Source organism: Pedobacter sp. Hv1 (assembly GCF_001412215.1).
GTDB lineage: Bacteria > Bacteroidota > Bacteroidia > Sphingobacteriales > Sphingobacteriaceae > Pedobacter.
This window is the reverse complement of record NZ_LLWP01000004.1, coordinates 279,461-293,312: the sequence shown is the minus strand read 5'-3', so window position 1 is coordinate 293,312 and position 13,852 is coordinate 279,461. Positions and strand designations below refer to the sequence as shown.

At 37.1% G+C, this 13,852-nt stretch carries 10 protein-coding genes; 5 read left to right on the top strand and 5 right to left on the bottom strand.

Translation table 11 applies throughout. The features are described from left to right. Positions 1 to 20: 20 nt before the first annotated feature. From AQF98_RS09020 to AQF98_RS09010, 3 genes are all read right to left on the bottom strand, one after another. Positions 21 to 1,052 carry an LD-carboxypeptidase gene (locus tag AQF98_RS09020; protein ID WP_055131610.1) on the bottom strand — a complete coding sequence of 344 codons (1,032 nt, stop codon included), beginning with the start codon at positions 1,050 to 1,052 and terminating at the stop codon, positions 21 to 23. A gap of 66 nt (positions 1,053 to 1,118) precedes the next feature. Further along, entirely contained in the window at positions 1,119 to 2,966 is a 1,848-nt protein-coding gene (gene topB, locus AQF98_RS09015; RefSeq protein ID WP_055131609.1) for a DNA topoisomerase III, read from the bottom strand. Between the two features lie 289 nt (positions 2,967 to 3,255). Next, positions 3,256 to 5,538, bottom strand: coding sequence for a GH92 family glycosyl hydrolase (locus AQF98_RS09010; RefSeq protein ID WP_055131608.1), 2,283 nt, complete (start codon positions 5,536 to 5,538; stop codon positions 3,256 to 3,258). Positions 5,539 to 5,715: 177 nt separating this feature from the next. Here AQF98_RS09010 and AQF98_RS09005 point away from each other — a divergent pair, with 177 nt between their 5' ends. Continuing rightward, complete coding sequence (locus tag AQF98_RS09005; protein ID WP_055131607.1) at positions 5,716 to 6,747, top strand: LacI family DNA-binding transcriptional regulator; 1,032 nt, start codon at positions 5,716 to 5,718, stop codon at positions 6,745 to 6,747. Positions 6,748 to 6,824: 77 nt separating this feature from the next. Next, positions 6,825 to 7,916 carry a tRNA 2-thiouridine(34) synthase MnmA gene (gene mnmA, locus AQF98_RS09000; RefSeq protein ID WP_055131606.1) on the top strand — a complete coding sequence of 364 codons (1,092 nt, stop codon included), beginning with the start codon at positions 6,825 to 6,827 and terminating at the stop codon, positions 7,914 to 7,916. A 167-nt stretch (positions 7,917 to 8,083) separates the two neighbouring features. Here mnmA and AQF98_RS08995 read toward each other — a convergent pair whose 3' ends face one another. Continuing rightward, complete coding sequence (locus tag AQF98_RS08995; RefSeq protein ID WP_055131605.1) at positions 8,084 to 8,854, bottom strand: zinc-dependent peptidase; 771 nt, start codon at positions 8,852 to 8,854, stop codon at positions 8,084 to 8,086. 92 nt (positions 8,855 to 8,946) lie between these two features. Then, complete coding sequence (locus AQF98_RS08990) at positions 8,947 to 9,465, bottom strand: glutathione peroxidase (RefSeq protein WP_055131604.1); 519 nt, start codon at positions 9,463 to 9,465, stop codon at positions 8,947 to 8,949. A 233-nt stretch (positions 9,466 to 9,698) separates the two neighbouring features. Here AQF98_RS08990 and topA point away from each other — a divergent pair, with 233 nt between their 5' ends. From topA to AQF98_RS08975, 3 genes are all read left to right on the top strand, one after another. Beyond that, positions 9,699 to 12,248 carry a type I DNA topoisomerase gene (topA, locus tag AQF98_RS08985; RefSeq protein WP_055131603.1) on the top strand — a complete coding sequence of 850 codons (2,550 nt, stop codon included), beginning with the start codon at positions 9,699 to 9,701 and terminating at the stop codon, positions 12,246 to 12,248. Between the two features lie 86 nt (positions 12,249 to 12,334). Next, complete coding sequence (locus tag AQF98_RS08980) at positions 12,335 to 12,739, top strand: hypothetical protein (RefSeq protein WP_055131602.1); 405 nt, start codon at positions 12,335 to 12,337, stop codon at positions 12,737 to 12,739. Between the two features lie 49 nt (positions 12,740 to 12,788). After that, positions 12,789 to 13,775: a S41 family peptidase gene (locus tag AQF98_RS08975; protein ID WP_055131601.1), complete on the top strand. Its 987-nt coding sequence runs from the start codon at positions 12,789 to 12,791 to the stop codon at positions 13,773 to 13,775. The last annotated feature ends 77 nt before the right edge of the window (positions 13,776 to 13,852 follow it).

The window sequence follows — 13,852 nt, the reverse complement described above, 5'->3', positions numbered from 1 at the left end:
CAGGATAGCAAGCTCTAAAATTAAGCTTCTTCTAGTTTACTTCCTTCTGCAGTAACTTCCAACACATGTTTAACACCACATTTTAACGCGAAATTTGCTCTTTGGTGCCCTACCGGGAAATCAAAACAAACAGGGTAATTGTACTCTTGAACTTTATCCATTACAATCTGTACCAATGTTCGTCCAAAGCCATCCCCTTCATCATCAGCTTTCACTTTAAAGCCTCCAATAATCAAACCTTTTAATTTAGCTAGTTTACCGCTTCTTTTCAGGTTATAGAACATCCTATCAATACTGTATAAATATTCGCCGGTATCTTCTACAAAAAGAATCTTACCATCTGTTTCAATCTCAGATTTACTTCCTGCCAAGTTCTCAATACACCTTAAATTACCTCCAATCAATTCTCCTTTGGCTTTTCCTATTCTATTGCTGGCATTGTAAACAGCACTATATTTCATTGGCTCTCCCTTTAACGCCTTCTGGATAGAGTTAATGGTTTCTATTTGTATCGGTTCTGCCAAATTCCAATCAGACGGAAAGCTATTGCACATTTTAGAATGGATAGTGGCTACCTGATAATTGCTGTTGATATGGCAATGTAAAATGGTAATGTCGCTAAAACCGATCAACCATTTGGGTGCAGCCTTATAGGCACTAAAATCTAATTGATCTATAATTCTAATCGCTCCGTAACCCCCACGGGCACACATAATGGCTTTGATAGTTGGATCATCCAACATTTGTTGCAAATCGGCTAAGCGTTCTTGATCTGTACCACCAAAAGTAAAATCTCTGGCACCAACTGTTTTACCTATCACCACATTAAAGCCCCAACTTTTCATTTGGAGTACAGAAGGATCTATTTCAGCTTGCGTAATGTAACCTGCCGGACAAGTGATCCCAATGCTATCTCCAGGTGATAAATAAGCTGGAATTTTTATTCTTTTAGGTTCGTTAACCAAAGCAGTAACAACAGCTGCCTTGCTACTTAACGAGTTTAAAAGTAGTGAAGCGGGCAGCAGCGAGGATAAAAAATATTTGCGATTCATTTCAAGGCAATTTAGCAAACTCTAATTGATTTGCCCAATCGTCATAGCCAATTTACATAGACAGCACTATGCAGTAGTTGGAGCAGCTTCTAATTGGGCCGACAAGCCTATACCATCAGCTAAAAGCTCTTGCGTAATGGTTTTAGTATAATCGGCAATTTCCGTCTTAAAGTCGGTTACCGAGGCACCAGAACGGATCTCCTCTAAACGTTTCTCCCATTGCCCGGTTAATTCTGCCTGTGCAATTTTTTTATCCTTTACCACTTCATAAACTGCCAAACCTTTTGTGGTGGGTACTAGGTTACGCTTTTCGCGGACAATATATTCTCTAGTTAACAAGGTTTCTATAATTGCAGCACGTGTGGCCGGTGTACCTAAACCACTATCTTTCATGGCATAGCGAAGTTCCTCATCCTCAATTTCTTTACCTGAGGTTTCTAAAGCTTTTAATAAGGATGCTTCATTGTATAAAGCTTTAGGTTTAGTTTGCTTTTCTAACAATGTTTTATTTACAATTGGTAATAATTCTCCAGCTTTTACTTTTGGCAATGCAGGATTATCCTCATCCTTTTTATCGTCTTCAACTTCATTAAATACCGATCGCCAACCTGCCGAACGAATAACAGTACCATTGGCCATAAATACAGAACCCGACTCAATAGTGATCTTGGTAATCTCTTTCACACATTCCTGATGGAAAGCTTCCAACATCCGTCCGGCTACCATATCGTACACCGCTTGATGGTCTTTACTTAAATTATAGGGTTTTTCGCCAGTTGGCAAAATTGCATGGTGATCGGTTACTTTTTTAGCATTTACACTTCTTTTGTTGAGCATTACCGTTTGTAAAAAACTAGCCTGTTTTCCAAAATCGGCATGTGTGGTAAAAGTTGCAATGAGGTTGGGCACATTTGCAAAAACATCGTCGCCAATATATCTACTTCCGGTACGAGGATAAGAAACCAATTTACTTTCGTAGAGGTTCTGGAGCAAATTTAAGGTCTGGTCTGCCGTAAAACCGTTCCGTTTATTGGCTTCTTGTTGCAAACTACTCAGATCGTGCAATAATGGAGGTGGTTCTTTTCTAGGTTTTGCCTCTACTGCTGTAATATTACCTCCCGTTGCAAAACCAGAAGCCACATCTTCTACCTTTTCGAATAGCTCTTGGGCTTCTGCTAAGGTTTTAAAATTAGCAATAGAAATGGCTTTGAACAACTGACCATCTTTATCCAATTGAATACTGATCTGATAATAAGTTTGTGGTACAAAGTTTTTAATTTCTATGTAACGGGCACAAATCATGGCCAATGTAGGGGTTTGTACCCTACCTAACGAAAGTACGCTTTTAGAGCCTGCAGAGATGCTCAACGCTTGTGTGGCATTCATGCCTACCAACCAATCTGATTCAGAACGACAATGTGCAGAATTAAACAAAGTATCGTAATCTGTACCAGGCTTAAGGTTTCTAAAACCATCTTTAATCGCTTCATCAGTTTGTGAAGAAATCCACAATCTTTTAAAAGGTTTTTTACATTTCAGAAAATAATAGATGTACCTGAAAATCAGTTCGCCCTCACGCCCAGCATCCGTTGCCACAATGATCTCTGTAGCTTCATCAAATAGTTTTTTAATGATATCCAATTGTTTTCTAACACCCGGATCTTCTACAAAGCCATCTTTGGTTTTTATTTTACGGATAGAAAGTTTGAATTTAGCTGGCAACATAGGCAAATGTTGTTTTCGCCAACCAATAAACCCATATTCTTGTGGAGGAGCCAATTGCAGCAAATGCCCGAATGCCCAAGTAAAAGAATAGCCCTTACCTTCGATATAACCATCTTTTCTGGTTGTTGCACCAAACACTTTTGCTAACTCACGACCAACGGAAGGCTTCTCGGCAATAACTATCTTCATCCCTTACAATTCAGTTTTAGAAGTCTAAATATCTAAAAAATATTGGAGCTAAAGGCAGGAAAGTTCTCTACAATTGATTTACTTGGCTTATGTATTTGGCTGTAAGCAAAATAAAATTGACTAAGAAAAGGCTTACTTTATAAAGAATAAGTATAGTAAGATCGTTTGGATATATACAGAAAAAGCCATCAAATTGATGGCTCCTCTTAAAATTATGTGTTATATAATATTAAAATATAATGTGGTAGTACAAATCTAATAAATTAAATCTTTAATTCATCAACATTTATTACTTTTTTGGTTTGGCACTCATGTAAAAAGTCAATTTACCACCATTGGTAATATCAGCATGCTTTATAAATGGCTTTATTAGTTCTTTTCCATTTAACAATACCTTTTGCACATACACGTTTTTATCGCTTTGATTAATAGCCTCCACAGTAAATGTTTTTCCATTTTCTAAGTTTAAACTGGCATTATTTACCGATGGCGAACCTAAAACATATTCGTCGCCACCTGGCGAAACAGGGTAAAAACCTAAGGACGAAAACATATACCAAGCACTCATTTGTCCACAATCATCATTACCCCCCAACCCATCTGGTGTTGGCTTGTACTGCATTTTTAAAATATGGCGCACTTGTGCCTGTGTTTTATAGGGTTGATCTGTATAATTATAAAAATAAGCTACATGATGTGCAGGCTCATTGCCATGTACATAACCACCTATAATACCCTCTCTTGTAATGTCTTCTGTGTCTTTAAAAAACTCATCTGGTAAATGCATATTAAACAAAGTATCTAAACGAGCAGCGAATTTTTTTTTCCCTCCCATTTGCGCCATTAGCGACATTGGATCATGTGGTACAAAGAAACTATAATTCCAACTGTTACCTTCAATAAACCCTTGTCCATGGGTACTCAACACATCAAATTCTTTTTTAAATGTACCATCGGCCAGTTTTGGACGCATAAAACCAATACTTGGATCAAAATTGTTTTTCCAATTGCCCGAACGTTTGATAAACTCTTGGTACACATCCTCGCGATTGAGTTTTTTGGCAATCTGTGCTATACACCAGTCATCATAAGCATATTCTAAGGTATTTGATACCGATACCCCACTTCGCTCTGCTGGAATGTAACCTAAATCCATATAATAACCTATGCCTTCGTAATTGCGTTTTTTGGCTGTTGCAATACAGGCCTCTAAGGCTTTATTCGCATCTCCATTGTACACCCCTTTTATAATGGCATCGGCAATAACAGAAACACTGTGGTAACCGCTCATGCACCAATTGTCGTTTGCATAATGCGACCAAATGGGCAACATGTGTAACGAACTTTGATCATAATGTGCCAACATCGATTTCACCATGTCGTTGTTACGGGCAGGTTGCATGATGTTAAAGAATGGATGTAAAGCCCTGTAAGTGTCCCATAGAGAAAAAGTAGTATAATTGGTAAATCCGTTAGCGGTATGGATATTTTGATCTAAACCCTTGTACTGTCCGTTTACATCGGTATAGGTAGTTGGATTGATAAAAGCATGGTACATTGCTGTATAAAAATTAACCTTATCATCCTCTGAGGCAGCTATATTGATCTTGTTCAGTTCTTTGTTCCAGGTAGCTTGTGCTTGCGCTTTTACTTTTTCAAAATCCCAGCCTGTAATTTCAGCACGCATGTTTTGCAGGGCATTTTCTTGACTAACTGGTGATAGCGCAAATTTGATCTTTATCTTTTCACCTTCATTGGTATCAAAGTCAAAATACATTCTAACCTTTCTACCGGCAATTTCAGGAAAATTCTTACTCTGGTCAAACTTGCCCCAGAAACCACGATAAGCCTGACGTGCATCATAATTCTTTTGTCCGTAGCTTTTAAAAGGCTTAGAGAAACTCATCGAAAAATAGACGGTACGTGTACGGGCCCAACCATAAGTTTGACGGTAGCCAGTTACTAGGGTATCATTTACTACACGTACATAAGTCCAGACCGTTTTATCATCATAATTATATATTCCAGCCATTAAATCTAAAATAATATGGCTTTGGTCAGATTTTGGAAAGGTATATTGATGCATTCCTACTCTATTTGTAGTTGTCATTTCGGCTAAAATGTTGTCATCATCCAATTTCACTTTGTAATAACCTGCTTCTGCAACCTCATTGGCATGAGAAAAGGCAGAACGAAAACCAGATTTGGTATTATTGGCAGTACCCGGGTTCATTTGCAATTTGCCCTGTGTTGGCATCACCAAAAAATCGCCTAAATCTGAATGTCCAGTACCGCTAAAATGCGTATGGCTAAAACCTACAATAGATTTATCTTCATATTTATATCCTGCACAGTATTTATATACATCACCATTGTATTTTCCATTCATTTCGTAAGGAATGGTGTCTGTTTCAGGGCTCAGTTGTACTGCACCAAATGGAACAGTAGCTCCTGGATAAGTATGTCCCATTTTTTCTGTACCAATTAATGGTTTTACATATTTTACCAGATTCTGTTGGGCATTAACAGCTAACGAAAGGAAAAGAAGAGAATAAAAAAGGATTTTTTTCATGGTTTTAATTAACGGAATGATCAATTGAAAATCTAAGGTATTAATTTTAACAGAATTCTATAAGATTGACAAAAAACTATTACTAAATGGTTTTAGTTAAGTCCAAAAACTAGTCATTTTCAAAGATCAAAAATGGCAAAAAAACGTATATTTAGCCCTACAAGTTTTCCTTAGTTAATGAACAAAACGATTACGCTTCGTGATATTTCAAAAGCATTGAACTTATCTGTTTCTACGGTATCTAGAGCATTAACAGATAGTTATCAGATTGGCGATGAGACCAAGCAAAAGGTTTTGGCTTATGCAAAAGAGCATCATTACCTGCCCAATCGCATGGCCAGAAGTTTAAAGGAAGGCAAAAGCAGGTCTATTGGTGTAGTGGTTTGTTCTATTGATAACAATTTTGTGGCTCAAATGCTCGATGGTATTGACCATTACTGCACTGCACACAATTACCAACTGATCATTATGCAAAGCAAAGAATCGTTTGAGCAGGAAAAAGCTTGTGTAAACTTATTGTATGCTGGCGGAATTGATGGTTTGTTGATCTCTCCTACCTATCAAACCACAGATTTTGAATATTTGATCAATCTCCAAAAAACAGGATTACCAATTGTACTATTTGATCGGTTGAGCAACCAGATACAAACACATAAAGTTGCTGCCGATAATTTTAAGGGAGCTTATGATGCCACTTTACACCTCCTTAACAATGGACATAGGGCAATTGCCCATATCAACAGCAATACCAAACTCAGCATGGCCACAGAACGCTTTGAAGGTTACAAAATGGCTTTAAGCGATGCGGGGATTGCTTATAAAGGTGAACTGGTCAAATTTTGTGATACCCCAACAGCCACTGCCTTAAATGAAAACCTGAACAATGCCATCAATGAATTGATGGCAGTAAAAGATAGACCAACAGCTATTTTTACAGCCACAGACCTATTGAGTACCAATTGCTTAGCTTTATTAAATAAAGCAGGTTACCATATCCCTAATGATATCGCTTTAATAGGCTTTAGCAATACCGACCTTGCCGATGCTTTAAATCCCTCATTAAGTACAGTACATCAACCTTCTTTTGAAATTGGAAGTTTAGCCACTGCACAACTGTTATCCTTAATTAAACATGATACAGCAGATTTCGAAACAGTTCTTTTACCTGTTCAGATTGAGATTAGAGCATCGAGCCAACAAATAAAGTAGCCTTTTTTACATTGTTCAGACTACCTTCATCAATTAATTCAGCAAAAACCTGTATTTTTGCAACCTGACTTTTAGTAATGAGTAAACACGGTAGAATTTTGGTGGCCATGAGTGGCGGGGTTGATAGTTCGGTTGCAGCTGTAATGTTGCACGAGCAAGGTTATGAGGTAATTGGCCTAACCATGAAGACCTGGGATTATGCCACATCTGGTGGAAGCAGCAAAGAAACTGGATGTTGCAGCTTAGACAGCATCAACGATGCACGTACTTTAGCCGTAAACTATGGTTTCCCTCATTATATCCTTGATATTAGAGATGAATTTGGCGATTTTGTAATCGACAACTTTGTAGACGAATATTTGGCTGGTCGTACCCCAAATCCTTGCGTTTTATGTAATACCCATATCAAATGGGAAGCCTTATTGAAACGTGCCAATAAACTAGATTGCGAATTTATTGCAACTGGCCATTATGCAAACATCCGTCAACAAGATAGCGGGCGTTATGTAATTTCTAAAGGTAAAGACGAAAACAAAGACCAATCTTATGTGCTTTGGGGTGTTTCTCAAGAAAACCTATCACGTACCAAATTCCCTTTGGGTAGTTTTGCCAAATCTGAAATTCGTCAAATGGCGTTAGATATGGGGCAAGAAGAATTGGCTAAGAAAAGCGAAAGTTATGAGATCTGTTTTGTTCCAGATAACGATTACAGAGCATTTTTAAAACATAAAGTTGAAGATTTAGAAGATAGAGTTGCTGGTGGAAATTTCATCAATAGTGATGGCATGATTATCGGTCAGCACAAAGGCTACCCATTTTATACCATTGGACAACGTAAAGGCTTAGGTGTTGCTTTTGGTGAGCCTATGTTTGTTACTCAAATTTTACCAGAAAGCAATACGGTTGTTTTAGGCAGAGCCGATGAGCTAGAACGTAGAGAAGCCATGGTTAGAAACATTAACTTGATCAAATACGAAAACATTAACGAGCCTTTAGACAATGTGATTACCAAAATCCGTTATAAAGATGCTGGCATGTTGAGTACAATTGTACAAGAAAAAGATCAAATGCGTGTGGTATTCGATCATTCTGTTTCTGCAATTGCTCCAGGTCAATCGGCAGTTTTCTACGAAGGAAATGATTTATTGGGTGGTGGTTTCTTAATTTAAGTTGAATTTTTAAGTGGGATTAGAAATCCCAAAATATCTTGGTCGAGATTACAAATCCCGACCAACTTAACCGTAGCCTTGCTTGTCATGCTGAGCCTGTCGAAGTATCATATTGCATAGTTATTGCTCAAAAAGGATTCTTCACTGCGTTCAGAATGACAAAACAACTATGCAGGGTCTTGTGCAAAAATCCTGCTCAACTGTTCATACAAACCGGGATGTTTTTCTTTGAGCAGTTCTGGTTTTTCGAAAAAGTATTCCGATATCACCGCAAAAAACTCTGCCTCGTTCGTAATGGCATAAGGGTTGATATCTGATTTGTTGTCTTCAATCCTTTCTATTTCTTGATGGATCATTTTTAACCAAGGAAGTACATATTGGTGACCAATCAAATTTTCGGGTACACCATCAGTAGCACCATCAGATTTATCTAGAAGGTGTACAAACTCGTGGATCCCTGTATTTTCTTTACCTGCGCTTTTCGAAAAACCATGATGCAAGGCCGACTGCGACAAAATCATCTGACCATTCATATAACCAGTACCCACCATGCCCATAATATTTCTCTCTCCACCCTCAAACTGAAAATCTCTATTAAAGGTATCGGGATACAAAACCACATTGCTTAGGTTTTTATATTGCCAATCGTTAAAACCAAATATTGGAATAACTGCACTAGATGCTACCAGTAACCTATCTAAAGGTGTAATGGATAGGCCCACCCCTTCTATTTTAACAGCGCTCAGAAACAAAGCTATTTTTTGCTCAAATAGTAGTTTTTTTGAATTGGTCAATTCCACATAATAATCAACATTGTTATTTAAAAGTTGTCGATCACTATCACTTAATGCCTGAGCAACAACTTTCTTTTTGCGGAGGATAAAATATAAGGCTACCAACAATACAGCACCTAGAATAAAATATGGAGATAAGTTCAAATGGAATAGATTTAAAATGTGTTGTTAAAGATAGAAAATAAAAAAATCCCAAAGCAATGTGCCTTGGGATCGATAAAACTCTAAAGAAAATATTATAAATTTTTAACGATGGCTGGGTCTAATGGTTTTACAGCAGAACGGTAACGGTGTACCAATTCTCCTTTTTCATTGATCAAGAATTTTTCGAAGTTCCATTTGATATCGCCTTTAAAATCTGGATTTTCTTCAGTTGTTAAATAGCTAAATAATGGATTGATATCTGCTCCCTTTACACTTACCTTCTCGCTTAATAAAAAAGTAACACCAAAGTTCTTTTTACAGAAATCTTGTATTTCATTGTTGGTTGCTAACTCTTGGCCACCAAAGTTACCTGCCGGAAAACCGATCAATACAATATCTTTACCATATTGTTTGTGCAATTTTTCTAGATCTTCATACTGCGGTGTATAGCCACATTTAGATGCCGTATTAACGATCAAAATCTTTTTACCCTTAAATTTTGACAATTTTACTGTTTTACCGTCAATCGTTGTCATGGTAAAATCGTAAACAGATTTAGGAGGTGTTGGACTAACCAATAAACTAAATAGTATTAATAAAGTATTAATCATGTGATTTTTTTTTTAAATGTATAAACGAATATAGTTACAAATTGGATTGTTATAATAATTATAACGTCAAGAAATTAATAATTTAAAAAATTAGTAAAAGGCGATTTGAATACGGTTAGGCAATGTAAAAGAGCAACTTAAACGTTATTGTAAAGTATATTTTTAAAAATAATTAGTAGAACGATTTTGATTTTAGACTAATTTATAGTTTTATTTGCAGAAAAACGTTCTGAATGGCAAAAAATTTACTAATAGTCGAGTCACCTGCAAAAGCTAAAACCATAGAGGGTTATTTAGGAAAAGATTTTTTGGTTAAGTCTAGTTATGGTCATATCCGCGATTTAGTAAAAGGAGATATGGGAATAGATACCGAAAATAATTTTTCCCAAACTTATGAAGTACCTGCCGACAAGAAACAAGTAGTTGCCGAATTAAAAAAATTAGCCAAAGAAGCCGAAATGGTATGGTTAGCATCCGATGAGGACCGCGAGGGAGAAGCTATTTCTTGGCATTTATATGAAACCTTAGGATTGAAAGAAAGCAATACCAAACGGATTGTTTTTCATGAGATTACCAAACCTGCCATTTTAAAGGCAATAGAAACACCACGTACCATTGACTATAATCTGGTACATGCACAACAAGCCCGTCGTGTATTAGATAGATTGGTTGGTTTTGAACTTTCTCCTGTTTTATGGAAAAAAGTAAAACCTTCTCTGTCGGCTGGTCGTGTACAATCAGTAGCCGTACGTTTAATTGTAGATAGAGAACGTGAGGTTAATAAATTTAATGCAACAGCTGCATTTAAGATTACCGCACAATTCAGTACCGGAAAAGGTAAAGAAATTGTTAAAGCAGAGTTGCCACATCGTTTTGAAAAAGCAACCGATGCTGAACAATTTTTACAAGATTGCATTGCTGCCAATTTCTCGGTTAGTAATTTAGAAGTTAAGCCTGCCAAAAGAAATCCGGCAGCACCTTTTACCACTTCAACTTTACAGCAAGAAGCTTCACGTAAATTAGGTTTTTCTGTAGCTAGAACCATGCAAATTGCACAAAGGTTATACGAAAGCGGAAAGATCACTTACATGAGAACTGACTCTGTTAACTTATCTGAAACTGCTATTGCCGCTGCAGCTGCCGAAATTAAATCGGCTTGGGGCGACAAATATCACCAACCAAGAGTATATAAAACCAAATCTGCTGGTGCACAAGAGGCACACGAGGCCATCCGTCCTACTTATTTTAACCAACACGCTGTTGATGGAGACAATTCGGAAAAACGTTTGTACGATTTGATTTGGAAGCGTGCCATTGCTTCTCAAATGAGCGAAGCATTGTTCGAAAAAACAACAGCAAATATTGCCATCAGTACCAGAAAAGAAGAGCTATTAGCCGAAGGTGAAGTACTCAAATTTGATGGTTTCTTAAAAGTTTACCTCGAATCAACTGATGAGGAAGAAGAAGAAAACGAAGACAACAACCTACTTCCACCATTGGCAAAAGGCCAAAGCCTACTTTTAAAAGATTTATCGGCAACCGAAAGATTTTCTCGTCCGCCTGCAAGGTACACAGAGGCAAGTTTAGTAAAGAAATTAGAAGAATTGGGCATCGGCCGACCTTCTACCTATGCACCAACCATTTCAACGGTACAAAACCGTGGTTATGTGGTAAAAGAAGATAGAGAAGGACGCAAACGTGATTTTATGAGCATGGTTTTAACCAATGGAAACATTAGTAAACTGACCAAATCTGAAATTACCGGAGCCGAAAAAGCTAAACTTTTCCCAACAGATATTGGCGAAGTGGTGAATGACTTTTTGGTTGAACACTTTAAAGGCATTGTAGATTTTAACTTTACAGCCAAAGTAGAAAAGCAGTTTGATGAGATTGCACAAGGTTTACAAGAATGGACCAAAATGCTCCACTCCTTTTATACGCCTTTTCACAGTGAGGTTGAAGATACCCTAGAAAATGCTGATAGAGCTAACGGCGAACGTTTGTTAGGTGTTGACCCAGATACAGGTAAAAATGTATACGCTAAAGTTGGCCGTTACGGACCTTTAGTGCAGATTGGCGAATTAAGTGATGATGAGAATGATAAACCTCGTTACGCTAGTTTAGGTAAGTCTCAGTCTGTTGCAACCGTTACCTTAGCAGAAGCATTAGATCAATTTAAATTGCCTTTCCAATTAGAAGATTACCAAGGTAAAGAAGTTTCTGTTGGTGTGGGTCGCTTTGGTCCTTATGTAAAATGGGGCGATGCTTTTATTTCAATTCCAAAAAATGAAGACCCATTAACAGTTGATATTGACAGAGCCATAGAAATTATTGGGGAGAAAGTTTCAGCAGATGCACCAGTTGCCGAATATGATAACCTTCCAGTTACCAAAGGAACTGGCCGTTTCGGACCTTTTATCAAATGGAATGGTTTGTTCATCAATGTACCAAAAGCTTATAATTTTGATCAGCTTTCTCAAAAAGATATCGTAGAACTGATTACCAAGAAAATAGAAAAAGAAAATAACCGTTTTATACAGCAATGGACTGATGAAAAAATTGCTATCGAAAATGGCCGTTGGGGACCTTTCATCCGTTTTGGTAAAGAAATGTTAAAACTGGGGAATAATCCAGCCAGTAAACAAAAATATACTGCAGAAGAATTAGCTGCCGTTTCTTTAGACGAGGTTAAAAAGTTAATTGTGGCCCAAGTTCCTGATGCTTTTGAACCTAAAAAGAAAAAAGCACCAGCTAAAAAGAAAGCAGTAGCAAAGAAAAAGTAGTTTTCAGTTGGCAGTTATGAGTTTCCATTTTTAGATGCATAACTGCAAACAGTTAAACTAATAAACAATTAAACAGTTAACCAGTTTTGAAAGCAGATCTGCCAGAAAATATAGTAGAAGATATAGCTATTGCTGTAGTGTTGATGAGTGAAACACCAGAGGTTAAAAATTGGACGGTTTATGTGGTGAATTTTAAAGATGAACCCATAACCAATGTCATGATTACCTCTAAAGGTTACGGAGAAAAAGATGGCAAACAAGTTAAAACATCTTTATTAAGGCATTTTATTGGCGATTTAGACGCAAATTCTTATGCCGGAGTTGAGGCTATAGACACCGCGGTTTTTGGATTGACCAATGAATATTGGATGAGCTATTACATTGGCAAAGAAATATTCGATAAAAAATTTATTTTTTTACCAGAAAGCATTGTGGACAGCAACATTATACGCATCCCATTGTTAAACAAACCAGGTGTAATGATCAAATAGTTGCAACTTAGTTTCATTTACCATAATTAATCAACCCCTATTCTATTTTATGAAAACTGCTTTTCTATTTCTATGCTTATCCGTAGCCTGTTATACTGCCCAAGCACAAGCCGATTCTGTAAAAAACTATGTAACTACTGCACTCGATCTAATGAAAACAAGATCGGTTAATAAAAACAAGATCAACTGGACAGAAGTTTATGCTTCTTCCTATAAAGCGATTGCAAACGCAAAAACCATTAAAGAAACTTATCCTACTTTAGAAGCTGTAATTAAACAATTGGGCGACGCCCATTCTAATTTTTATAGACCAGCACAGGTTAGTTTTATCCTTAAACGTTACAGTGAAAATGGACAAAAACTCCCGCTTGTAGAAGCTAAAATCATTGATCAACAGTATGGCTATTTTACAATTCCTGCTATTGGTTCTTATAATTTCCCCGACTGGCAAGAATATGTGAGCTATGCACTAGCCGAGATTGAAAAATTGGACAAACAACCATTAAAAGGCTGGATTATCGATTTAAGAGCCAATGAAGGCGGCATGCTTTTGCCAATGTATGCAGCACTTTCGCCATTTGTGGAAAATAAAAAATTGATGGGTGCTCGTAATGCCGATGGCATAGACACTTATTTCAACATCAAAAAGGGAGTAATTTACGAAGGCAAAAAAGTAGTACATCGCTTTGCCATCAAAGTTCCAAAAATCAAACAATTGCAAAAGCCAATTATTGTGCTTACCAGCAAAAGAACAGCTAGTTCAGGCGAATTCATCACCATCGCCCTTTCTGGTTTAAAAAATGTAACCATTTTAGGTACCAATACAGGTGGTCTTACTTCTGCCAATCAAGAACACCCCTTAGCCGATAATGCCTTTTTGGTATTAACAGAAGGAAGTACCATTGACTATAAAGGAACTGCATTTGATGTAGTTGGCAAAGGAGTTACACCAAATATCCAGTTTGACAATACCAAGGATAATGAAGCGATCTTAAAAAAAGCAAAGGAAGTTATCAATAGCGCCCCTAAGAAATAATTTCAGTAGGCTATGGTTTAAAAGCCAAATGTTTTCAGGTTTAAGCAGGTATTAAGAATACGAATATGAGAAGTTGA

Bases quoted from the DNA above. Each gene is read 5' to 3' on its own strand.
- AQF98_RS08990 (WP_055131604.1), bottom strand. From the start codon at position 9,465: ATGATTAATACTTTATTAATACTATTTAGTTTATTGGTTAGTCCAACA.
- AQF98_RS08975 (WP_055131601.1), top strand. From the start codon at position 12,789: ATGAAAACTGCTTTTCTATTTCTATGCTTATCCGTAGCCTGTTATACT.
- topB (WP_055131609.1), bottom strand. From the start codon at position 2,966: ATGAAGATAGTTATTGCCGAGAAGCCTTCCGTTGGTCGTGAGTTAGCA.
- AQF98_RS09005 (WP_055131607.1), top strand. From the start codon at position 5,716: ATGAACAAAACGATTACGCTTCGTGATATTTCAAAAGCATTGAACTTA.
- topA (WP_055131603.1), top strand. From the start codon at position 9,699: ATGGCAAAAAATTTACTAATAGTCGAGTCACCTGCAAAAGCTAAAACC.
- AQF98_RS09010 (WP_055131608.1), bottom strand. From the start codon at position 5,538: ATGAAAAAAATCCTTTTTTATTCTCTTCTTTTCCTTTCGTTAGCTGTT.
- mnmA (WP_055131606.1), top strand. From the start codon at position 6,825: ATGAGTAAACACGGTAGAATTTTGGTGGCCATGAGTGGCGGGGTTGAT.
- AQF98_RS09020 (WP_055131610.1), bottom strand. From the start codon at position 1,052: ATGAATCGCAAATATTTTTTATCCTCGCTGCTGCCCGCTTCACTACTT.